The organism is Mesorhizobium sp. M0136 (assembly GCF_040322515.1).
In the GTDB taxonomy this organism is placed as follows: domain Bacteria; phylum Pseudomonadota; class Alphaproteobacteria; order Rhizobiales; family Rhizobiaceae; genus Mesorhizobium.
The window spans coordinates 1-23,065 of the sequence record NZ_JAMYTP010000031.1 but is presented as its reverse complement, the minus strand read 5'-3'; the positions used below and the strand labels follow the sequence as shown (position 1 = coordinate 23,065).

General features: G+C 64.0%; 13 protein-coding genes. 4 read left to right on the top strand and 9 right to left on the bottom strand.

All coding sequences use genetic code 11. The features are described 5' to 3' along the window. Positions 1-14: 14 nt before the first annotated feature. Positions 15-365 carry a hypothetical protein gene (locus NKJ35_RS27235; RefSeq protein ID WP_352506554.1) on the top strand — a complete coding sequence of 117 codons (351 nt, stop codon included), beginning with the start codon at positions 15-17 and terminating at the stop codon, positions 363-365. Positions 366-403: 38 nt separating this feature from the next. Here NKJ35_RS27235 and NKJ35_RS27230 read toward each other — a convergent pair whose 3' ends face one another. Further along, positions 404-1,090: a D-lyxose/D-mannose family sugar isomerase gene (locus tag NKJ35_RS27230; RefSeq protein WP_352650537.1), complete on the bottom strand. Its 687-nt coding sequence runs from the start codon at positions 1,088-1,090 to the stop codon at positions 404-406. A gap of 141 nt (positions 1,091-1,231) precedes the next feature. Between NKJ35_RS27230 and NKJ35_RS27225 the strand changes: the two genes are divergently transcribed. Continuing rightward, complete coding sequence (locus tag NKJ35_RS27225) at positions 1,232-2,290, top strand: D-TA family PLP-dependent enzyme (protein ID WP_352650535.1); 1,059 nt, start codon at positions 1,232-1,234, stop codon at positions 2,288-2,290. Between the two features lie 13 nt (positions 2,291-2,303). Here NKJ35_RS27225 and NKJ35_RS27220 read toward each other — a convergent pair whose 3' ends face one another. The 8 genes from NKJ35_RS27220 to hutI form a co-directional block, all read right to left on the bottom strand. After that, positions 2,304-3,059 (bottom strand): heme ABC transporter permease, encoded by a 756-nt coding sequence (locus NKJ35_RS27220; protein WP_352650533.1) that lies wholly within the window; start codon positions 3,057-3,059, stop codon positions 2,304-2,306. 247 nt (positions 3,060-3,306) lie between these two features. Next, on the bottom strand, positions 3,307-5,076 hold the full coding sequence (locus tag NKJ35_RS27215) for a glucan ABC transporter ATP-binding protein/ permease (protein ID WP_254817502.1): 1,770 nt from the start codon (positions 5,074-5,076) through the stop codon (positions 3,307-3,309). Between the two features lie 363 nt (positions 5,077-5,439). After that, the gene (locus NKJ35_RS27210; RefSeq protein ID WP_352650531.1) at positions 5,440-14,010 is read right to left on the bottom strand and encodes a glycoside hydrolase family 94 protein; all 8,571 of its coding nucleotides are present in this window, start codon (positions 14,008-14,010) and stop codon (positions 5,440-5,442) included. A gap of 267 nt (positions 14,011-14,277) precedes the next feature. Beyond that, positions 14,278-14,865 (bottom strand): HutD/Ves family protein, encoded by a 588-nt coding sequence (locus NKJ35_RS27205; RefSeq protein WP_352480596.1) that lies wholly within the window; start codon positions 14,863-14,865, stop codon positions 14,278-14,280. Between the two features lie 8 nt (positions 14,866-14,873). Further along, entirely contained in the window at positions 14,874-16,544 is a 1,671-nt protein-coding gene (hutU, locus tag NKJ35_RS27200) for a urocanate hydratase (protein WP_352650529.1), read from the bottom strand. 32 nt (positions 16,545-16,576) lie between these two features. After that, complete coding sequence (gene hutG, locus NKJ35_RS27195) at positions 16,577-17,395, bottom strand: N-formylglutamate deformylase (protein ID WP_352650527.1); 819 nt, start codon at positions 17,393-17,395, stop codon at positions 16,577-16,579. Positions 17,396-17,819: 424 nt separating this feature from the next. Beyond that, positions 17,820-19,355, bottom strand: coding sequence for a histidine ammonia-lyase (hutH, locus tag NKJ35_RS27190; RefSeq protein WP_352650525.1), 1,536 nt, complete (start codon positions 19,353-19,355; stop codon positions 17,820-17,822). Then, positions 19,352-20,587, bottom strand: coding sequence for an imidazolonepropionase (gene hutI / locus NKJ35_RS27185; RefSeq protein ID WP_352650523.1), 1,236 nt, complete (start codon positions 20,585-20,587; stop codon positions 19,352-19,354). The genes hutH and hutI overlap by 4 nt, the downstream gene beginning before the upstream one ends. 98 nt (positions 20,588-20,685) lie before the next feature. Between hutI and NKJ35_RS27180 the strand changes: the two genes are divergently transcribed. Together NKJ35_RS27180 and hutC are read left to right on the top strand one after the other, a co-directional pair. Further along, positions 20,686-22,038 (top strand): formimidoylglutamate deiminase, encoded by a 1,353-nt coding sequence (locus NKJ35_RS27180; protein ID WP_352650521.1) that lies wholly within the window; start codon positions 20,686-20,688, stop codon positions 22,036-22,038. Then, a complete protein-coding gene (gene hutC / locus NKJ35_RS27175) occupies positions 22,035-22,796 on the top strand; it encodes a histidine utilization transcriptional repressor HutC (protein WP_254817494.1) in 762 nt (253 codons plus the stop codon). Before NKJ35_RS27180 ends, hutC begins: the two co-directional genes overlap by 4 nt. Positions 22,797-23,065: the final 269 nt, after the last annotated feature.

Here is a 23,065-nt window from a genome sequence, read left to right as displayed (position 1 = left end):
GGAGGAGGGACGAGATGCAGGTCAAAATTAGCGCGATTGAGGAATCCAGGATAGATCGCGCAATTCAGGCGGCGGTCTCTGGGTCCTGGGAAGAATTCAGCAGCCTCACCGACACTCCCTTTCCAAACGACGAATCGATGCGAGAGCAATTCGACGATTCCTCCCCCCGACTTCAGCAAGTGGGCGGAAATTGGAAACGAGAAACGGGCGTTGAGATCCTGGATGACGGAGTGCGTTTAATAATAGTGAGAATAGAAGCGCCGCCCACGGTGGATATTGTTTTTTCACTGCATAGCACGAGCGAATTCAGTGACAGCACAATCGGTTTTCGGACATTTTTGCAGCAGCTGAATTGGGACTCCTAGCTATCGGTTTCGGCATTTCCAACCAGCGCCACCCTGCCTTAACCCACCCACTTCTCGTAATCGGATACCAAGAGGTGCAGCGGTGCTGTGTCCTCGTCGATGTCCGCGAAGCGGCCGATCGGCTCGCGAAAAACGTTGTCGGTGAGATCGTCATTGACGGTCGAGACCTCGCCGATCAGCACGTCCTTGCCCTCGGCCCAGAAGGCGTGCCAGACGCCCGGCAGCAGCGTCACACTCTGGCCTGGGTCGAGCTTCAGCAATCCACCCGCAGGCAGTCTGTGGATGGTTCCGTCGACAGGCACCGATACTTCGGCCTTCGGATCGATGCCGCCATCGCGGTCATGCATGAACAGCTCCAGCACCAGCTTGCCGCCGCCACGGTTGATGATGTCCTCGGCCTTAATGTTGTGGCGGTGCATCGGCGACAGCTGATCCTTGCGCGAGATCATGATCTTTTCGGCATAGAGCATGCCCATGCCCTTCTTCATGTCCTCGTAGCGGCCGTTGCGAACAGTGAACAAGAACAGGCCGAGCTCGTCGAACTTGCCCTGGCCGTAATCGGTGATGTCCCAGCCAAGCCGCGACGAGAAGATGGCCGCCGAATCCTGCCGGTGCGCCTTCATCTCGTCCGGGGTCCAGTAGGCGAAGGGCGGCATGATGTAGCCGAACGAACGGATGAAAGCGTCGGCGTCGCGGATGATGTCGTTGATGGCGGAGCGTTTCATGATCATGATCCCTTCTTCAGGCGGCGCCTACAGCGCATAACCGAACACCGATCCGGTGTCGACGTAAACCGCATTCTGGCCTCATGACATCGGCGACGATCAGGGCCATAAGTCCCGACAGAGTCCCAAAGGTGACATTCCATGCGCAGCATAGACGACCTCGATACGCCGGCGATCCTGATCGACGCCCGCCGCGCAGAAGCCAACATCGCGCGGGCGCAGGCCCATGCCGACCGGCACGGGCTGAAGCTCCGGCCGCACATCAAGACCCATAAGCTGCCCTACTGGGCGAAAAAGCAGGTCGCGGCCGGGGCCATCGGCATCACCTGCCAGAAGATCGGCGAGGCCGAAATCATGGCCGATGCGGGACTGACTGACATCTTTCTGCCCTACAATATCCTCGGGCGGGCCAAGCTGGAACGCCTCAAGGCGCTGCACGGCCGCGTAACCCTGTCGGTGACAACGGACAGTATGGACACGCTGATGGGACTTGCCGCCACCTTTGCCGATCCCGGCCACCGCCTGCCGGTGCTGGTCGAATGCGACACCGGCATGGGCCGCTGCGGTGTGCAGTCGGCCGGCGAGGCAGTCGCGCTGGCGAGCGAAATCGACAAGGTCCGGGGGCTCGTCTTCGGCGGCCTGATGACCTACCCGGGGGCGGGCCGCGCCGCCGAGACCGAGGCGTGGCTCGCCGATGCGCAGCAAGCACTTGCCGCAGCCGGCCTTGCTTGCGAGCGCATCTCCAGCGGCGGCACACCCGATATGTGGCGTTCCGGCGAGCATAGCGTCGTTACCGAATACCGGCCCGGCACCTACATCTATCTCGACCGCTACCAGGTCGCCAAAGGCGTCGGCAGCCTCGACGATTGCGCGCTGACCGTGCTGTCGACGGTGGTCAGCCGTCCAACGCCGACACGCGCCATCCTCGACGCCGGCAGCAAGGCGCTCTCCAGCGATACGCTGGGGCTCGCCGATTTCGGCGAGCTGCTGGGCATTTCAGGCGCAAGGGTGACCAGCCTCAGCGAAGAGCACGGCAACGTCACGCTGTCAGGCGGCGCCGAGCTTCGCATCGGCGAGCGCGTGCGCGTCGTGCCCGACCATTGCTGCGTCGTCACCAACCTGTTCGACGAGGTGCATCTGATCGAAGGCGAGACGGTGATCGAGACGCTGCCGGTGGCAGCACGCGGGCGTATGGCTTGATCCTATCGGTTGGTTACCGTTCAGCCTGCCTCGCGGCAACCCGGCGCATCGAAATGACCCGGCGGCGCCGGATCTCGGTGCGCATCGCCGTCAGGTGCAGCGCGAAGAAAAGCACGGTGAAGCCGAGTGCCATCACCAGCAAGGGCCACAACAGGCTTGGATCTATCGTCGGCCCACCAAGCCGGAACACCGACGCCGGCTGATGCAGCGTGTTCCACCAGTCGACCGAAAATTTGATGATCGGGATGTTGATGAAGCCTACCAGGGTTATGATGGCCGCGGCCCAGGCGGCGCGCCCGGCATCGTCTAGCGCGCGGGTCAGCGCGATAATGCCGAGATACATCAGGAACAGGATGAATACGGAGGTCAGCCGCGCGTCCCACACCCACCAGGTGCCCCACATCGGCTTGCCCCAGATCGAACCGGTGATCAGTGCAAGGGCGGTGAAGACGGCGCCGATGGGTGCCGCCGATTTCAGCGCCACGTCGGCCAGCGGATGGCGCCAGACCAGCGTGCCCAGTGCCGAGACCGCCATCAGCGTGTAGCACATCATGGCAAGCCAGGCGAAAGGCACGTGGATATACATAATGCGAACGGTGATGCCCTGCTGGAAGTCCTCAGGCGCCGTGAAGCTCATATAGAGACCGAAAGCGAGGACGACGGCGGCGACGCTCGCCAGCCACGGCACGACCTTGTCGGCAAGCCCGACGAACCGCGTCGGGTTGGCAATATCCATCCAGCCGGAGGGGCGTGAAGTCGTGTCGCTCATGCGGCCTTACATAGACCGCCGGCGGAGTTGCGGCAACCACAGCGGCGGTTCCCCTTGCGGGAGAAGGTGGATCGGCGCGTAGCGTCGAGCCGGACGAGGGGTGCTGGACGGAGTGAGGCGCCAATGATCGCCGTGCGCCGAAGTCTGGATTTTGGATGAAGATTTGAGCCAAGCCGGAACACCCCTCATCCGACCTCGCTTCGCGAGGCCACCTTCTCCCGCAAGGGGAGAAGGCAAACCGCGCTGCTCAGGCGGCCTCGTTCACCGGGCGGCTGAGGCGGCGAACCTCCTCGTCGTTGAGCAGGCCGCCGGCGCGCAGCAGGCTGGCGAAGCGACCGTTGCGCAGCGACAGTTCGGTGAACCCGCCCATCTCGACCACCCGGCCCTTGTCCATGAACACGACCAGATCGGCATCGCGAACGGTGGTCAGGCGGTGGGCGATGATGAAGGTGGTGCGGCCGCGCCGCAACTCGTCGATGGCGTCCTTGACACGGTCTTCCGTCTCGACGTCGAGCGCGCTGGTCGCCTCGTCGAGAACCAGGATGGGCGCGTCCTTCAGCACGGCGCGGGCGATCGCGATGCGCTGGCGCTCGCCACCGGACAGCTGTCCGCCGCGTTCGCCGACGACCGTGTCGTAGCCCTCGCTCTTCGACAGGATGAAATCCTGCGCGGCGGCGGCATTGGCCGCGGCATGGACCTCGTCATAGGTCGCCTCCGCACGGCCGACGCGGATGTTGTCCTCGATCGAGCGGTTGAGCAAGCCGGCATCCTGGAACACGGTGGCGATCGAATGGCGCAGCGACTTGCGGGTCACCGTGCGGGTGTCGATGCCGTCGATCAGGATACGGCCGCTGGACGGGGTAAAGACGCGCTGCAGAAGGTTGATGAGCGTCGTCTTGCCGGCGCCCGTGGGGCCGACGATGGCGACCGTCTGGCCGGCCTGGACCTCGAACGACGCGTCGTCGACGCCCTGCCCCGAGTTGCCGAACTCGAAGCAGACATTCTCGAAACGCACGTGCCCCGTGACGTTGACGAGCTCGCGCAGCCCATCGGGCTCGGCGGCGTCGGATGCAGAGTCCTCGAGATGATAGAATTCCTCGAGCTTGGCGCGCGCCTCGGAAATCTGGTTGGCGAACGCCGACATCTGGTCGAGCCGGGCAATCAGCAGCGTGGCAAAGCCGGTAAAGGCGATGACGTCGCCGATGCGCAACTGGCCGTGCGTCACCAGATAGGCGCCAATCAAGAGCACCACCATCATCGAAATCGTCGACGACAGGCGGTGCAGCGCGTTGGCCATCGCCCACCAGTCGAGCACCGGATTCTGTGCGTCGAGCAGGTTCTTGACGTAGCGCTTCAGCGCCTCAGTCTCATGGCCGATGCGGTTGTAGCTCTGCAGGACGGCGACGTTGCTGACCGAGTCCGTCACATGCGCAAACACCTTGTGGTAGTGCCGCTCTACGGCCGCCTGGCCTTCCTTGGTGCGCCGCATCACCAGCCGTCCGATGCCGACATAGAGCGCGCCAAGCGCCAGCAGCACCATCGACATGCGGATATCCATGCTGAGCGCGGTGGGCACCAGCAGAACCAGCGCAACCGCGGTCGACAGATGCTGCCGCATGAATTCGAGCCAGAGGCTGAACAGGGTCTCGACCGCGCGCAGGAGCGTGTGCAGGGAATTGGAGGTGCCGCGCTGATGATGCCAAGCAAGCGGCATGGTGATCACGCGCTCGAACGACTGGCAGAGAACCTCGCTGCGCCGCTGGTGGGCAAAGCGGTCGGCGCCGCGCGCTACCAGAACGAAGGCGATGATATTGAACGCGCCGAGACCGGCCCACATTGCGAGTGTCGCGAATACCGAGCCGCGGTCCGAAATGGCATCGATCACCCGGCCGAACATAATCGGCTCGAGAATGGCGATAATGGCAAGCGCGACATTCGCCCCGCAGATAAACGCAACGCGTTTCCTGTCGGCAGCGAGATAACCAAGGGCTCGCCAGTAGATTTGCAGAAGTGACACTTCAGCTACTCCGCCAATTATTTATGGTGCAGTGCGTCATTTTTGACTCGTATCGGTTGACGCGTCGCAAAACAATGCTCGTCTACCTCTTCCGTTCCCATTCCGCGAACAAAAGATGACGACGCTTCGAAATTTGCCGTGATCGTCTAACAGTTTGAGATAAAAGGTGAAATGTCAGCGTTGCGGCAAAATCATGGCAACTGGAAAGCACTGCCACATTTTTAATCAGCAAGACCCCAGGCACGACGTCTAAAGTCGTGTGCAGGCATTCAGCAAGGTCAAACGCAAATATAACCGGTAGAGGCACTTGGAGCGCCCGCGCGTGCCCTGGGCAACCCTGAGCGACGCTCCAAGTCCTTGAATCTAGGTCGGTATTCTAACGACCACCTCGGCATTGTCTCCGGCTTTTGGCTCGAAGGACGAAGATTTGGTCTTCGTGCCATTCACTTCAAGTGAGATGGCCCGGGCCTTTTTGTCGCGGACGACGCGTACCTTGATCTCGGCGCCCAGCATCTTCAGGGTTGCCGAATAGCCGTCCCAATGGCTGGGAAGTCGCGGCGTGAACTGGAGGCGCTGTCCGCGGCGCTCTATGCCGAGAATGCTCTCGACCGCAGCGCGATAAAGCCAGCCCGCCGACCCGGTATACCAGGTCCAGCCGCCTCGGCCGCCCTTGTCTTGCCCGGAATAAACGTCGGCCGCGACGACGTAGGGTTCCACGCGGTAGCGCTCTGCCGCGGCTTCATCGAGCGCATGGTTGACCGGATTTAGCATCGAAAGGCAACGGTACGCATCGTCGGTGCGACCCATCTCGGCGAGCGCAATAACGAACCATGTCGCGGCGTGCGTGTATTGGCCGCCGTTTTCACGGACCCCCGGTGGATAGCTTTTGATGTAGCCCGGGTCCTTTTCCGTCTTCGAGAAGGGCGGGGTGAACAGTTTGACGATCTTGAGCTCGTCGTCGACGAGCGCTTTCATCGCCTGCCCCATTGCCGTGGTCGACCGCGCCGGGTCGCCCTCGCCCGAAAGCACGCTCCAGGACTGGGCGATCGAGTCGATCTTGCACTCATCCGACTTGCGCGAGCCGAGCGGCGTGCCGTCGTCGAAGCTGCCGCGCCGATACCACTCGCCATCCCAGGCGGTGCTTTCCAGCGCCCGCTTCAGCACCTCGGCGTGCTTCGTCCAGGCTTGCACGCGCTTTGCATCGCGCTCCGCCTTGGCGACATCGGCAAATTCGCCCAGCGTCTTCAGCAGGAACCAGCCCAGCCATACGCTCTCGCCCTTGCCGTGCTCGCCGACGCGGTTCATGCCGTCGTTCCAGTCGCCGCTGAGGATCAGCGGCAGCCCGGCCGGGCTGCTGCGCTTGACAGCAAGATCGAGCGCCCGCGCGCAGTGGTCGTAGAGCGAGGCTGTCTTCTTCGAGATTTCCGGGATGAAGAACGCATCGTGCTCGCCTTCGCTCAGCGCCTGCCCTTCGATGAAGGGCAGTTGCTCGTTCAGGATCGCGGTGTCACCGGTCACCAGCAGGTAGCGCGCGGTAGCGTGCGCCAGCCAGACCACGTCGTCAGAGATCATGGTGCGGACGCCGGCCTCGGTGCGCGGCAGCCACCAATGCTGCACGTCGCCTTCGGGAAATTGCCGCCGCGCCGCGTTGAGGATCTGATCGCGCGCCAGCTTGGGGTCGTGCGCCAGCAAAGCCAACGTGTCCTGCAACTGATCGCGGAAGCCGAAGGCACCGCTCGCCTGATAGAACGCAGAGCGGGCACGGATGCGGCAGGCCAGGCTCTGATAGGGCAGCCAGTGATTGACCATGGCGTCGAGGGCCTTGTCCGGCGTCTCGACCTGGATGGTGTCCAGAAAACCGCGCCATGTGCGCTCGTTGTCGGCCAGCCGCTGATCGAAATCCCTGGAGCGATGGGTCTGCACCAGCGCGCTGGCCTCGTCGGGCGAGGCCGCGTCGCCGAGCAGCCAGAGCAGCGTGACGTCGCCACCGGCAGCGATGTCGATGTCGCGTGCGATGGCCGCGCAGGGATCGTCGCCGGCCTCTACGCGGCCCGACAGGTCGGCGCCGCTCAGCACCGCATGCGGAAACTCGCTCGTGCCTTGCCTGCCGATGAACTCGCCGCGGTCGGCGGTGACCGAATGCACCGCACCGTCGGCGGCCAGAAAGGCGATTCGCTCGCCGAAATCGAGTCCATAGGGATTTTGCGCCAGCAATGCGCCGGTTGCGGCATCCCTCGACGGAACGATGCTTGCAGCGGTGCGCGAGCGATGGCCGCCAAGTACCCATTCCGCATAGGCGTAGACGCGCAGCCGCATCGGCACCGAACCCGAATTCTGGATGCGCAGCCGCGATATCTTCACCGGATCGACGGGATCGACGACATGGGTCAGGTCCATCGACAGCGGCCCGCGTTGTGAGCGGAACGTCGAAAAACCCTGCCCGTGCCAGGTTTCGTAGGTCATTGTCGAATCACGCACCACGGCAGCCATTGGCGAGAACGCCCTGCCACTGGCATGATCGTAGATATAGATGCCCTCGCCCGGCCGGTTGGTGACCGGATCGTTCGACCATGGCGTCAACTGATAGTCGCGGCTGTTGCGGCTCCAGGTGAAGGCAGCGCCTTCGGCCGAAATGTGGAACCCGAACGATGGGTTGGAGATGACGTTGATCCACGGCTGCGGCGTCGTGCGCCGGCCGGCAAGACGCACGACGTAGTGGCGTCCGTCGCCGTCGAAGCCGCCGAAACCGTTCCATTGGTCGAGCCCACTGCCGTCGACGCGGCCCTCGATCAGTGCCTGGGCGGCAGATGCTTGCGACGTCGGCACCGGCAAGGACGGCTCGCGAAGCGCTGCAAGGTCTGCCGGCTGGAGGGCGGCGTCCCGCGCCTGCAGTGCCGCGGCCTCGGCGCGCTCGATCTGGTCGAAGATGGTGCCGTTGCGCGTATGCAGCACCACCCGAGCGACGGCGAGCAAGGTCCTGTAGGTCGTTTCCTCCATCAGATCGCGTCGCACTGCGAAGATGTGCTGGCGGGGTCCGAGTTCCTTGCCGCGCAACCGGCTGTTTTCGCATAGCGTCTCCACCGCGCGCTGCAGGTCCTGCACGTAGGATGACGCCTGCTCGTTGACGACGACAAAATCGATCATCATGCCGCGAGCGCGCATGTATTCCTGGAAGCGAAGCGCCTGGGCGACGATCTCCAGATCGGCGACATCGGCGATCCTGACCAGGAAAATCGGAAAATCGCCGGATATGCTGGTCGGCCACAGGCTGGACTGCCTGCCGAGCCCGGAGACGATGGATTCGCCGGGAAGGCGCAGGAACGGGTCGGGATAGATCAGATAGCGCGCCAGCTTCTGCACATTGGCGGCGTCCGACAGACTGAGGCCAAGGTGCCGGGTCTGCACCTGCGAGCGCGTCCAGGCGAGCATCGCCTGGCGGGCGAAGCTTTCGGGATGGTCGAGCCGGGCGATGGCGGCATCCAATTCGGCGCGATGGGTACCGACGACGGTCCAGAAGGTCAGCGAAATCTTCTTGTTGGCCGGCACGCGCACCTGCCGGCGAAGCGAGGCGATCGGATCCAGGGTGAAGCCGGAATGGCCGCCAAGCTTGGCGCCCGGATCAAAGGCAGCCGCCTCGGTGATAGTGCGGCCACGGCCGATGAAGGCGCGCCTGTCGGTTTCCGCCTCGGCGTCGCGCGCCGATCCAGACGGGTCGGTGACGAAGTGCACCATGGTGACGTCGGGTTCATCCTTTTCGCGCTTGCGCCTGGTGGCGAAGATCGCGCCGTTGTTCGGCGCGATCTCGGTTTCCACGAACATCTTCGAAAAAGCCGGATGGGCATTATCGGAGGGCTCGGAGCCCAGCACCAGTTCGGCAAACGAGGTTACTTCGATATGCCGGTCGGCGGGGCCATCATTGTGGAGCGTCACCCGTCGGCCCTCACCATTGCCTTCCGAGATGACGATGCACTCGACTTCCGAACGCAGCGATCCAACCGATTTGACGAAGCTCGCCTTGTCGTCAGAAAACAGCGTCTGCGCCCGCTCGCCGGCGGCGCGCTTCGGCTCGGCGGTGGCCGACCACCAGTCGCCGTTGCTGGCGTCGCGCAGGAAAATATAGGAACCAAGGCGGTCCTCGGTCGGATCCGGCTGCCAGCGCGTGACGGCAAGGTCGCCCCAGCGGCTGTAGCCGGAGCCGGTGGCGGTGACCATGACCGAGTAGCGGCCATTGGACATGACACTGGTCGAGCGCAGCGCCTTGAGCGGATCGAGCACGATGCGGGTGTCCGGGCTTTCCAACTCGGTCTCGTCCTTCGAGCGCTCGTCGGCCTCGGTTCTGACGGTCGCAGTCGGGATGTCGCGCGGCGCCCTTTCCTGCAGCAGCAATTCGGCCGACTCGATCACCGGATCGCTGTGGAAGCGGTCGCGCAGGCGCCCTTCGAAGATCGCATCGGCAACTGCGGCAATCGACATGCCGGAGTGGTGGGCCATGTAGTTGAGCACGACGGCGTGGTCGGTGCCCTCGGGGACGCGTTGCGGCGTGAAATCCACCGCGTCGTAAAAGCCGTGCCGGCCCAGCGCGCCCAACCGCCTCAGCCTGGCCAGGTTCTGCACGGATTCATGCGGCGTGAACTGCGCTGCCAGCACGGTCGCGTAAGGCGCGATTACCGTATTTTGGCCAAGGCCGCGCTTCAGGCCGAGTCCGGGCACGCCGAAATTGGTGTACTGATAGGTCAGTTCACGGTCGCGGGCGTTGTAGGCCGCTTCCGAAATCCCCCAAGGAACGTTCTTCGAACGGCCATACTGGATCTGGCGCTTGATGATGAGCTTGCTGGTCTGGTTGAGAATGCTGCCTTGCGGTTCCTTCATCACCAGGGGCGGCATCAGATATTCGAACATCGAGCCGGACCAGGACATCAGTGCGCCCTGGAAGCCGATCTCGACGATCGGCCGGCCGAGCCGGAACCAGTGCTCGGTCGGCAAATCGCCCTTGGCGATGGCGAACAGGCTGGTCAGCCGCGCCTCGGAGGCCAAAAGATCGTAGCAGCTTTCGTCGAGCTGATGCTCCTCGACCCGGTAACCGATCGACAGGAGCTTGCGTTCGGGCCGCATCAGGAACGAGAAATCCATCTCGAAGGCGAAACGGCGCGTGCGCTCGCGCAACGTCAGAAGCTTGGCCCGCAATGCCGCGACGGCGTTTTCGTCGCTGTGCGCGTCGTGCACATGCGCCTCGCAGGTGGCTTCGAGCCTGGCCGCCCAATCGGCGATGGTGTCGCTCTGGGTCGACGCGGCCTCGGTGTGGATGGCTGTCGCGAGCTTGCGTATCTCGCCGGCCAGGACGGCCAGGTTGATGGTACGGATCGACGCCATCTCCGGCTGCGCCTTGATCAATTCGACCGCCCGCCGCATGCCGTCGAGACGGTCGGCGAGCCGCTGGCGCAAGGGCCGCAATTGACGCCGGTCGTCGGGCAGTTCCTCAAGGCTTTCGTCGAGGATGGTGACAGTATCGAGGATGCCTTCGAAGTCGCCCTGCACATGCACCGACGGCGCTTCGGCCCATTCGGCGCAGGCTGCGGCCACAGCCACCAGATGGCCGGCGAGATTGCCGCTGTCGACTGCAGAAATGTAAAGCGGATAGAGCGGCTTCAACGTCGTGGTGTCGTACCAGTTGAAGAGATGACCGCGATCGCGCGGCATGCTCTCGATGGTCGACATGGTCGCGTCGATGCGGTTGACGGCGTCGGAGAGGCTGATCCAGCCGAAATCGCGTGCCGAAATCACCGACAGCAGGTAGACGCCGATATTGGTCGGCGAGGTGCGGGGCGCCACCACGGGGGCCGGGCTTTCCTGGAAATTATCCGGCGGCAGATGGTGATGCTCGGCCGTCACGAAGGTCTCGAAATAGTGCCATGTACGCCGCGCCACGGTGCGCAGCGCGTGGATGTCGGCGGCCGATATGCGCAGGCGGTCCTCGGTTTCGGCCGAACGGCTGATCCAGCAGGCGATGGCGGGCGAGCCGATCCAGAACAAGGCAAAGAAGAAGGCGACGAAGGCGCCGGTGGAATCGGCCAGCACCGGGACGGCGAGGCCGACGACGCCGATGATCACGGCGCCGTACATGATGCTGTAGTAGGAGCCGAGATCGTTGTCGCCGCCCTTGTGTGCCTGCGAGGCGGTCCGCCATTCGAGCAGGTTCTGGCGGCTGACGAACAGGCGGTAGAGCGTGCGGATGATAGCGTCGCCCATCATCCAGGCTAGGTGCGCCATCAGGACAATCTTCAGCGCCACCAGGGCGGTACCGAAGGCAACATCGCGTGCCAGCGCCGAGAAATGGCCGCGTGGCGTCTGATCGCCGCTCTTCGGCAGGATGGCGTTGACGATGTCGAAAGTGGGCGCCATGAACAGCGTGAGGATCAGCAGCGCCTGCCATTGCGCCGCCTGCGTGAAGGGCAGCAGCGTCCAGCCGGCGATCGCGGCCATCACCCAGAAGATCGGCGTCACCGAGCGGCGCAGATTGTCCACCATCTTCCAGCGCGACAGCGCCGGCACATTTGAGCGCGGGCCGAGGATGAAGCCCAGAAGCTGCCAGTCGCCGCGTGCCCAGCGATGGTGGCGCGACGCATCGACCGAATAGCGGGTCGGATAGTCCTCGACCAGTTCGACGTCGGTGACCAAGGCCGAGCGCGCCAGGGCGCCTTCGAGCAGATCATGGCTGAGGATTGTATTTTCCTCGATGCGGCCCTTCAGCGCCGCCTCGAAGGCGTCGACATGGTAGAGACCCTTGCCGGTGAAGGAACCGTCGCCGAAGATGTCCTGGTAGAGGTCCGACACCGCAAAGACGTACGGATCGAGCCCGCGATTGGCAGAAAAGACACGCTGAAAGAACGACGCCTCGTCGCCACTGGTCAGCGACGCGGTGATGCGCGGCTGCAGGATGGAATAACCTGCCGTAACCTCGCGCCGTGCGACGTCGAAATGCGGACGGTTGAGCGGGTGGCAAAGCTTGCCGGCCAGCGCAGCGACGGCGTCGCGGGTGGTGCGGGTGTCGGCGTCCAGGGTCATGACGTGGACGACGCTCTCCGGCAGTGGCACTTCCAACGGCAGGAAGGTGGTGTCGCTGTCGCCGCGCAGCAGAAGGTTCAATTCGTGCAGCTTGCCGCGCTTGCGCTCCCAGCCCATCCAGACGCCTTGCGATGCGTTGTAGAGCCGGCGCCGATGCAGCAGATAAAAGCGCGGTGCGCCTTCCGAGGGATAGCGGGCGTTCAGCCTGGCGATTTCGGCACGTGCGAATTCGAGGATTTCGACATCCGCCGTATCGATCTCGGTCTTCGAGTCCGGCCAGTCGGAAAGCAGCGCGAAATAGACCTCACCCGCCGTGTTGGCGAGGTGATGCACCTCGATGTTACGGATGTTCTCCTCGACATCGTCGCGCGAGCCGATCAGCGACGGCACCACCACCAGCGTGCGCGCCTCGGGCGGCACACCGTGCCTGAAATCATAGCCGACGAGACGCGTCGGTTTCAAAAACAGCGAGACGACGGTGTTGAAGAATGCGAGCGCGCCTTCGCTGGCCGGCACCGCGAACAGGGCCAGCATCAGGACGATCGACGGCACCGACAGGCCGAGATTGGCAAGCGCATTGCCGGAAACGACCAGAAGCAGGACCGTCAGCGCAAACACCGGCACGACGATGCCCAGCCATCCGGTCTTGCGGAACGTCCGGTTCAGCGTCTTGCCGATGGTCGGCCGGTAGCCGATCGATCGCTCGAGCTCCTGCCGGCGCGGGCCGACCAGAAAGAAGCCGACGTCGGTGTGAGCGATCGGACCGCTTTCGGAGCCCGGTGCATCGGCAGCATGGCCGGCGAGCTCGATCGCCCTTTCGGCAACGCGAAATTCGGAGAGATCGGAACGGCGCGCCAGCTCCTCGATCGCAGTCCGGTATTGGTCGCGCGAAAAGAAATCAAGCGCGGCGAAATCGGTGCGTTCGCGCAGCAAGGTGTCGATGCGGCTGACGCCCTCGAACCACACCGTCCAGTCGACGTCGTTGATCAGGCGCAGGCCGCGGATGATGTTGCCGGTGGTCACGTTGCCGCTGGACAGCGTGTGGTGCTCGCTGAGGATGATCTCCTCGGCGTCGGAGCCGGTCCTTTCCAGCTCGCCTTCCAGCCATTCCAGCGCCCTGCCGGCATTTTGCGAGCCGTCACGCAGCCGGTAGAGCAACTGGGTGGCGAAGGTGGTGTCCTGCGCATGGGCGCTGTAGTGGGAAAGTATCGCCTGCCGGTCGGCGCTGTCGTCCGTCGCCAGCACACGGTCGGCGACCTCGTTGGCGATCTGGCGCAGTTCCCGCGTGCGATTGACGCGGACCGCGATGCGGCGAAGGTTCTCGATCAGGACGAAGCGCAGCAGCGACGGCAGCGCCCATAATTCGCCGATCTTCAGCGGCTCGACGGACTGGAAGCCTTCGACGATCGCCTTGAACATGGCCGACGAGACGGAACTGTCGGAATGCGCGACATAGGTCCACGCGACCGCCAGTGCGCGCGGCACGCTGGATCCATCCGACAGTTTCAGCGTCGGCAACTGGCGATAGAAGCGGCGCGGCAGGTCGCGCTTGACCTGAAAAATGGTCTCCTCGACCAGATAGTTGTTGTCGAGCAGCCACTGCGCCGCGGGCGTGATCGTTTCGCCCCTCGCCTGGGCAGCATTGGTGGAACGGTAGACATCGAGAATCTTCCTGGCGCTGTCACGAATGCGCGCCTGAAAATCGAAAGGCGTCAGACCGAACAAGTCCTTGGCATCGCCATTGGCAAGGGCTGCGCCCAAAGCGCGCAGCCGATCTTCCGGCAGGAAATGGGAGCGTATCGGCTCGTCGGTGACAGCCGGGAAGCTGGCGCTCGTCTTTTCGATCTGTGCGAGATTGGTCTGGATATTCATCTAAGGTTCCGTGTTGGGGACGCAGTGCGGCGTCACCGCCACGGCAATGTCCCTAAAACCGGTCCAAATGCAATTGGTTGCATCGCAACACTTGGCCGAAAGTTTGTTTCCGCACCACGACAAGATGCCGTCTCTCGACAACTTCCAGGCGAGCACTATGAGCATCGTTTCGGCTTCTGATCGGCGGAAGATTCAGGCTTTTTCGTGATGCAGCGACCAGCTTACGCGATATTTGGCCGGCGTCACGATCATGTTTGGAAACAGACGTTAATCGTTGCCGGCAGTGCGGTCGATGCGGATCACGAACAGCATCGCCGGCCGGACCGCATCCAGGCGCAGTTCCGGCGCTTGCGCCCCGAGCAACAGCGCATCGAGCGGCCCCAATTGCATGGGCGCCGCGCCGGCCACGCTGAGTTCGCCGTCGACGCACAGAATAAGTGTTTCATCGGCCTCGGCCTGGATCTCCGTCGGAGCCGAAATCAGCAGGCGCCTTACCGTGTGGGTCGCCCGGGCGCGGCGGGTCATGACGTTGAGGTCGATGATCGGGCCGGCGATCAGCGTAGCTTGCGTCGGCACGTCGGCCGGAAAGGCAAGCGGGTCGGAAGCCTTGGTGATTTCGACCGGCGGCCGGCCGGCGATATCGAGGACCATGCCCTCGCCTTCCAGCAAGGCCAAGGTCCGGTCGACGCCGGCGAAGCCGGAGAACGGGCCGCTGCCCTCGACGCGCGCCATCGAGACACGCCAGTCGAAATCGTCGAGCCCGGCACCTGGCGGCGACACGACAATCTCCGTCGTCACCCCGCCGCCGTTCTTCCACGGCATCGACCGGTATTCGGCTGCCCGAAGGATGCGCAAGGCGCGGCTCAGCCCAAAATGCCGGGCAGGTTGAGCTGGTTCTCCCTGGCGCACTCGATCGCGATGTCATAGCCGGCATCGGCGTGGCGCATGACGCCGGTCGCCGGGTCGTTCCACAGAACCCGCTCCAGGCGCTTCGCCGCCTCGGGCGTGCCGTCAGCGACGATGACCATGCCGGCATGCTGGGAAAAGCCCATGCCGACGCCGCCGCCATGGTGCAGCGACACCCATGTGGCGCCGGACGCCGTGTTGAGCAAGGCATTGAGCAACGGCCAGTCGGAGACGGCATCCGAGCCGTCCTTCATCGCCTCCGTCTCGCGGTTCGGCGAGGCGACCGAGCCGGAATCGAGGTGATCGCGGCCGATGACCACCGGTGCCTTCAGTTCGCCCCTGGCGACCATCTCGTTGAAGGCGAGGCCGAGCCGATGGCGATCGCCAAGCCCAACCCAGCAAATGCGCGCCGGCAGGCCCTGGAAGGCGATGCGCTCGCGCGCCATGTCGAGCCAATTGTGCAGATGGGTGTTGCCGGGCGTGAGTTCGCGCACTTTGGCGTCGGTCTTGTAGATATCCTCGGGGTCTCCGGAAAGCGCTGCCCAGCGGAACGGGCCGATGCCGCGGCAAAACAGCGGACGGATATAAGCCGGCACGAAACCTGGGAAGGCAAAAGCATTCTCGAAGCCCTCCTCCTTCGCCACCTGGCGGATATTGTTGCCGTAATCGAGCGTCGGCACGCCGGCGTTCCAGAACGCCACCATCGCCTCGACGTGCTCGCGCATCGACGCGCGGGCAGCTCTTTCGACGGCCTTCGGGTCGCTGCTGCGCTTCTCGCGCCACTCGGCCAGCGACCAGCCCTTGGGCAGATAGCCGTTGAGCGGGTCATGCGCCGAGGTCTGGTCGGTGACGATGTCGGGGCGCACGCCGCGCCGCACCAGTTCCGGCAGGATGTCGGCGGTGTTGCCGACGAGGCCGACCGATTTCGCCTCACCGGCTTTGGTCCAGCGCTCGATCTTTTCCAGAGCCTCGTCGAGCGTGTCGGCGCGTTCGTCGACGTAGCGGGTGCGCAGCCGGAAATCGATGCGGTCGGGATCGCATTCGACGGCCAGGCAGCAGGCGCCGGCCATGACCGCCGCGAGCGGCTGGGCACCGCCCATGCCGCCAAGGCCGCCGGTCAGTATCCACTTGCCCCTGAGATTGCCGCCATAGTGCTGGCGGCCGGCCTCGACGAAGGTCTCATAGGTGCCCTGCACGATGCCTTGCGTGCCGATGTAGATCCACGAGCCGGCCGTCATCTGGCCGTACATCATCAGGCCCTTTCTATCGAGCTCGTTGAATTTCTCCCATGTCGCCCAGTGCGGCACCAGGTTGGAATTGGCGATCAGCACGCGCGGTGCATCGGGATGGGTGCGAAACACCCCGACCGGCTTGCCGGATTGCACCAAAAGCGTCTCGTCGTCGCCGAGTGTCTTCAGCGAGGCAACGATGCGGTCGAAATCGTTCCAGGTGCGCGCCGCCCGGCCGATGCCGCCATAAACGACCAGTTCATTGGGGTTCTCGGCAACATCGGGATCGAGATTGTTCATCAGCATGCGCAACGGCGCTTCCGTCAGCCAGGTGCGGGCGTTGAGCTCGCTGCCGCGCGGGCTGCGCACTTCACGGATGTTGTGGCGAGGATCGGTCATGATTGTCCCTTTCGAATGAAGCGCGCCGCGCGTCAGCGCTCGGCCCAGGCGATCGCGGTTTCCAGGATCTTTCTCAGCGTGACGCGGATCGGCGCCGCGAATTCGGCATCATAAGGCACCGGCCAATTGCCGGGCATGCCCTTGCCTTCGGGCTCGCGCAGATAGCCGCGGTTGGACAGCTCCATCTGCAGCGCGTGGACGTCGTTTTGCGGCTGGCCGAAATGGCGCGTGATCCAGCCGCCCTTGAAGCGGCCGTTGACGACGAAGCTCTCGCCGGTTTCGCCCAGAATCTGCCTTACTTCCTCCTGCAGCGTCGGATCGGCGCTCTTGCCGTCGTTGGTGCCGAGATTGAAGACCGGCAATTTGCCTTCGAATAGGCGTGGCAGCACCGAACGGATCGAATGGCAGTCATAGACGACGATCTTCCCATGCAAAGCGCGCAGCCTGTCGACCTCGGCCTGCAGCGCGGCATGATAGGGCAGGAAGAATTTTTCGCGGCGTCCGTCGATCTCCGACGGTCCCGGCTCTTCACCTTTGCGGTAGAGTGGATCGCCGTCAAAGGTCTCGGTCGGACAGAGCCCAGTCGTCGTCTGGCCGGGATAGAGCGAGGCGCCGGACGGATCGCGGTTGACGTCGATGACGGTGCGCGAAATCGCCGTATGCACAACGGTCGCGCCGAGGTCTTCTGCGAAGTCATAAAGCTTGTCGATCCACCAGTCGGCGTCACGGCGGCCGAGCCAGGGCGAGATTAGCCGGCTGTCGAGGCCGGCGAGATCGATGCCGGTATGCGGGATCGAAACCAGCAAGGGTGCCGTGCCTTGTGTGACGGTGAGCCAGGAGGGTGAGGTCATCGGAAGTCTCCACGCGACAGAACGCAACTTTGCAATTGTCCGTGAACACCGACCTCGCTTTTTGCCGGCCGTGTCGTATTTTGTTCTTGCTTTGTGCCGGCAGCTATGCTAATAATTTCGGTATGGTGCTGATTCGGCCCGACGACCCGCCCTCGAGGCGGGTTTTTTGTTTCTGACCTTGAAAGTTTCGGTGTTGCCGGGCTGAGGTCGGCGGGACAGCGCCCCCCTCTGTCCTGCCGGACATCTCCCCCTCTTGGGGGGAGATTGGCTATCATCTCTTCTACTTTCGCCAATCTCGTAGGACGCAGAAAGGGCGCCGTCCCCGAAGCTGCCAATCTCCCCCCTGGAGGGGGAGATGTCCGGCAGGACAGATGGGGGCGCGACGGAACACGACCCATGCCGGCGTAACGCAGCGACGACGGCTTCACGACGTCACGCCCGGCAGTTTCACTGCCCCCGCGGCCTCCACCGGCGCGCCGCTGCGTACCATGGCGATGGCCTTCTCCATGTCCGGGTGGAAGTGCCGGTCATTGTCGAGATGCGGCACCTCTGCCCTGACCAGCCGGCGCACCGCCTCCAGTGCCGCGCTTGATGCCAGAGGCGCATGGAAATCGCAGCCCTGTGCGGCGGCTAGCAATTCGATGCCGATGACGGCCGTCGCATTCTCGACCATGCCGATGAGCCGGCGCGCCCCATGCGCCGCCATCGAGACATGGTCTTCCTGGTTGGCCGAGGTCGGGATCGAATCGACGCTGGCCGGATAGGCTTTTTGCTTGTTTTCAGAAACCAGTGCCGCGGCCGTGACCTGAGGGATCATGAAACCGGAATTCAAACCCGGCTTGGGCGTGAGAAAGGCCGGCATGCCCGACAGCGCCGGGTCGACCAGCATGGCGATGCGCCGCTCCGACAGCGAGCCGATTTCGCAGACGGCGAGCGCGATCATGTCGGCGGCGAAGGCCACCGGCTCGGCGTGGAAATTGCCACCCGAAAGTGCGGAGTCGTCCTCGGCAAAGATCAGCGGATTGTCGGTGACGCCGTTGGCCTCGGTGGCGAGCGTGTCCGCAGCCTTGCGGAGCACGTCGAGTGCAGCGCCCATCACCTGCGGCTGGCAGCGCAGGCAATACGGATCCTGCACGCGCTCGTCGCCGACGCGGTGCGATTCACGGATGGCGCTGCCGGCCATCAAATTGCGCAACGCCTCGGCCGTCTCGATCTGGCCGCGATGTTTCCGGAGCAGATGGATGCGTGGATCGAACGGAGCGTCGGAGCCTTTGGCGGCATCGGTCGACAGCGCGCCGGCGACCAGTGCCGACTGGTAGAGCACCTCCGCTTCGAACAAAGCGGCAAGCGCATACGCGGTCGAGAACTGGGTGCCGTTGAGCAGCGCCAGGCCTTCCTTGGCGCCCAGTATCACCGGCTCCAGGCCGTGCGAAACGAAGGCGACCTTGGCGGGAAAGCGGCCATGCGGGGTAAAGCACTCGCCGACACCGATCATCACCCCGGTCATGTGCGACAGCGGCGCAAGGTCGCCGGAAGCGCCAACCGAGCCTTGCGCCGGCACCACGGGGATCACGTCGTTGGCCAGCATCGCCTCGAGCAGTTCGATGGTCCGCGGCCGCACGCCGGAGGCGCCCTGTGCCAGGCTGGCCAGCTTCAGCGCCATCATCAGCCGGCAAATTGCGACGGGCATCGGCTCGCCGACGCCGGCGGCATGCGACAATACGATGTTTCGCTGCAGCGTTTCCAGGTCGGCGGCGGGGATGCGAACACTGGCCAGCTTGCCGAAGCCGGTGTTGATGCCATAGACCGGCTCGCCTTTGGCAACGATCCTGGCGACAGCCTCGGCGCTGGCCTTGACCTTCGGCCGGCAGGCATCGTCGAGCCTCAGTGCGGCGCCGCGATAGATGGCGCGCCAATCGGCCAGCGTGGCATTGCCTGGCCGTAGCTTGAGTTCGGTCATTGTCCCCTCCAGATGCGGGCATGCAGCGGGTTGAAGCCCATGCGGTAGACGATTTCGGCCGGGCGTTCGACGTCCCAGATAGCCAGATCGGCGGATTTTCCGGCTTCCAGCGTACCGGTCTGTCCAAGCAGCCCGAGCGCGCGGGCAGCCTCGCGCGTGACACCGGCAAGGCATTCATCGACCGTCAGGCCAAACAACGTCGCCGCCATGTTCATGGTCAGCAGCAGCGAGGTCAGCGGCGACGTGCCGGGATTGTTATCGGTGGCAACGGCCATCCTGACGCCATGCTGGCGAAACAGAGCGATTGGCGGCTTCTTGGTCTCGCGGATGAAGTAGTAGGCGCCGGGCAGGATGGTCGCCACGGTTCCTGCTTTCGCCATCGCCGCCGCACCGGCCTCGTCGGTATATTCGAGGTGGTCGGCCGACAGCGCACCATAGCGCGCCGCAAGTTCCGCGCCGTGCAGATTGGACAGCTGGTCCGCATGGAGCTTGACCGGCAGGCCCGCCGCCTTCGCGGCATCGAACACGCGGGCGATCTGCTCCGGCCAAAATGCAATGCCTTCGCAAAAGCCGTCGACGGCATCGGCAAGGCCCTCGGCAGCGATGGCCGGCAAAATCTCGTTCGCGACAAGATCGATAAAGGCATCCTTGTCACCTTTTGCTTCGGGCGGCAGCGCATGGGCGCCGAGGAAAGTGGTCCTGACGGTCACCGGCCGCTCACCGCCCAGCCGTCGCGCGGCGCGCAACGACTTCTTCTCGTTTTCGAGGTCGAGACCGTAGCCAGATTTGATCTCGACTGTGGTGACGCCTTCGGCGATCAGCGCATCGAGGCGCGGCAGCGACTGGGCGACCAGCTCGTCCTCGCTGGCCGCGCGCAGTGCCTTGACCGAGGAAACGATGCCGCCGCCGGCCTTGGCAACCTCTTCATAGGTGGCGCCGGCCAGCCGCATCTCGAATTCATTGGCACGGTTGCCGGCGTGGACCAGATGAGTGTGGCAGTCGATCAGGCCGGGCGTGATCCAGCGGCCTTCGCAGTCTATCGCCTCGGCGCTTTCGCGGAGCGCTGCCGGCATGTCGGCTTCCGACCCGGCATAAACGATCCGGCCATCGCGCGCGGCGATTGCACCGTGCTCGACGACGCCTGACCCGGTGCTGCTATCCACCATGGTCGCGAGGCGCGCATTGCGCCACAGGCGAACCTCCCCTGCCCGGCTTTTGCTCTCTGCAGCCATCATCTTTTCCGTTTCAATCGGTGACGATTATGTATATACATATCAAAAGGCACTGCAAGCACTATCATCGCATGGCAGACCGGGATTTGGAGAAAAACGTGACGGCAATCTTTGCGGAACAGGCACTTCTGCCCGACGGCTGGCACAGCAATGTGCGGATCGTCATCTCCGACGGCAGGATCGCCGCGGTCGAGGCGAATACCTCGCTCCTGCCTGGCGACGAGCGCCATGCCATCCTTTTGTCCGGCATGCCGAACCTGCACAGCCACGCCTTCCAGCGCGGCATGGCCGGCCTTGCCGAATTGCGCGGGCCTTCCGCCGACAGTTTCTGGAGCTGGCGCGAGGTGATGTACCGTTTCGCGCTGTCGATGACGCCGGACCAGGTCGAGGCGGTCGCGGCCCAGCTCTATGTCGAGATGCTGGAGGCCGGGTTCTCGCGTGTCGGCGAGTTTCACTATTTACACCACGACCGCGACGGCCGGCCCTATGCCAACATCGCCGAGATGGCGGAGCGCATCATTGCCGCAGCGTCCGAGACGGGCATCGGGCTGACGCTGTTGCCGGTGTTCTACGCGCATTCCTCTTTCGGCGGCGCTGCGCCAAATGAAGGCCAGCGGCGGTTCATCAACAATGTGAACCAGTTCTCGCGGCTTGTTGAGAAATGCCGCGAATCCGTTCGCAGCTTGAATCAAGGCGTTGTCGGCGTCGCCCCGCACAGCCTGCGTGCCGTGACACCGGAGGAACTGGAAAACATCACGGTGATGGCGCCGGAGGGGCCCATCCACATCCACGTCGCCGAGCAGATGAAGGAGGTCGAGGACTGCCTTGCCTGGTCCGGGGCGCGGCCGGTCGAGTGGCTGCTTGCCAATGCCAAGGTCGACCGGCGCTGGTGTCTCATCCACGCCACCCACATGACCGACACAGAGACGGTGCAAATGGCGAAAAGCGGCGCCGTTGCCGGCCTTTGTCCGATCACCGAGGCCAATCTCGGCGACGGCACCTTTGCCGCGTCCTTGTTCATGCAGCATGGCGGCCGCTTTGGCATCGGCTCGGATTCAAACGTCCTGATCGGCCTGCCTGACGAGTTGCGGCAGCTCGAATATTCGCAGCGCCTCGCCCACCGCGCCCGCAACGTGCTGGCCGTCGCCTGCGGCTCGACCGGCCGTGCTTTGTTCGACGCAGCGCTCGATGGTGGCAGTGCCGCGCTGGGCGCCGGCCCCTCGCAGATCGCAGCAGGTGCCCCGGCCGATTTCGTCTCGCTCGACGGCAAGCATCCATCGCTGGCCGGCAAGACGGGCGATGCAATCCTTGACGCCTGGATTTTTGCCAACGGCACCAAGATCGATTGCGTCTGGGTGCATGGCAGGAAACTGGTCAGCGGCGGTATGCATGCCAGGCGCGATGCTATCGCCGAGCGGTTCCGCAAGGTGATGACGGCGCTTTCGGCATGAGCATGATCGCGACAACAAGCGCGGATTCTGGAAGCGCGGACGGCGGCGAGGTTCTTTCGCTGCACCAGCGCATCCTGTCGGACATCAGCGAACGGATCCTGTCGGGTGCCTGGGCGCCCGGCCACCGCATTCCGTTCGAGCATGAACTGACGGCCGAATACAATTGTTCGCGCATGACAGTGAACAAGGCGCTGTCGCAACTGGCCAAGGCCGGGCTGATCGAGCGCCGGCGTCGTTCGGGCAGCTTTGTCCGCCGGCCGCAATCGCAGGCGGCCGTTCTCGAAATCCACGACATCCGGATCGAGGTCGAGGCACTTGGCCTACCCTACCGCTATGAGCGCATGGCGCGAAGCAGAAGGCGCAGCAGCGCCGACGACCGCGCCCTGTTGGAACTCGACGTCGCCGGGCCGGTGCTGGCGCTGGAATGCCTGCATTTCGCAGGCAAGCGGCCGTTTGCCCACGAGCAGCGGCTGATCAACCTGGCTGCCGTGCCGGAAGCCGCCGAAGAGGCGTTTTTCGAGACCGCGCCCGGTCCGTGGCTGATCGGGCGCGTGCCGTGGAGTGCCGCCGAGCATCGCATTCGCGCGGTTGCCGCCGAAAAGCACATCGCGGCGGCGCTCGACATCGAGACCGGCGCGCCGTGCCTGGTGATCGAGCGGCGGACATGGAGCGCCGAGCACCCCGTCACCCATGTCCGGTTCACCTATGCGGCAGAGAACCACACTCTCGTGGCAAGGTTCACGCCGTCGCAGGGGTAGTGACACGCCCCCTTCTCCCCTTGTGGGACAAAGTGGATCGGCGCGCAGCGCCGAGACGGATGAGGGGTGCTGGAAGGAATGAGACGTTAAAAATATCGAATGATTTTTGGTGTTTAGAATTTCGGCGTAGCGATCCGTCCAACACCCCTCATCCGACCGAGCTTCGCTCGGCCACCTTCTCCCACAAGGGGCCTGTTGCGCAGTAACCGGGGATGTTTGGATGGGGCGGGATCGCAGGGATTTCGCTCGTCTTTGTGAGCTCCGCCCCC

What these genes read in the sequence shown, in the direction of transcription:
- NKJ35_RS27235 (WP_352506554.1), top strand. Translation starts at nt 15, where the DNA reads ATGCAGGTCAAAATTAGCGCGATTGAGGAATCCAGGATAGATCGCGCA.
- NKJ35_RS27220 (WP_352650533.1), bottom strand. Translation starts at nt 3,059, where the DNA reads ATGAGCGACACGACTTCACGCCCCTCCGGCTGGATGGATATTGCCAAC.
- hutH (WP_352650525.1), bottom strand. Translation starts at nt 19,355, where the DNA reads ATGACCGAACTCAAGCTACGGCCAGGCAATGCCACGCTGGCCGATTGG.
- hutC (WP_254817494.1), top strand. Translation starts at nt 22,035, where the DNA reads ATGAGCATGATCGCGACAACAAGCGCGGATTCTGGAAGCGCGGACGGC.
- NKJ35_RS27230 (WP_352650537.1), bottom strand. Translation starts at nt 1,090, where the DNA reads ATGAAACGCTCCGCCATCAACGACATCATCCGCGACGCCGACGCTTTC.
- hutG (WP_352650527.1), bottom strand. Translation starts at nt 17,395, where the DNA reads ATGACCTCACCCTCCTGGCTCACCGTCACACAAGGCACGGCACCCTTG.
- NKJ35_RS27225 (WP_352650535.1), top strand. Translation starts at nt 1,232, where the DNA reads ATGCGCAGCATAGACGACCTCGATACGCCGGCGATCCTGATCGACGCC.
- hutU (WP_352650529.1), bottom strand. Translation starts at nt 16,544, where the DNA reads ATGACCGATCCTCGCCACAACATCCGTGAAGTGCGCAGCCCGCGCGGC.
- hutI (WP_352650523.1), bottom strand. Translation starts at nt 20,587, where the DNA reads ATGGCTGCAGAGAGCAAAAGCCGGGCAGGGGAGGTTCGCCTGTGGCGC.
- NKJ35_RS27210 (WP_352650531.1), bottom strand. Translation starts at nt 14,010, where the DNA reads ATGAATATCCAGACCAATCTCGCACAGATCGAAAAGACGAGCGCCAGC.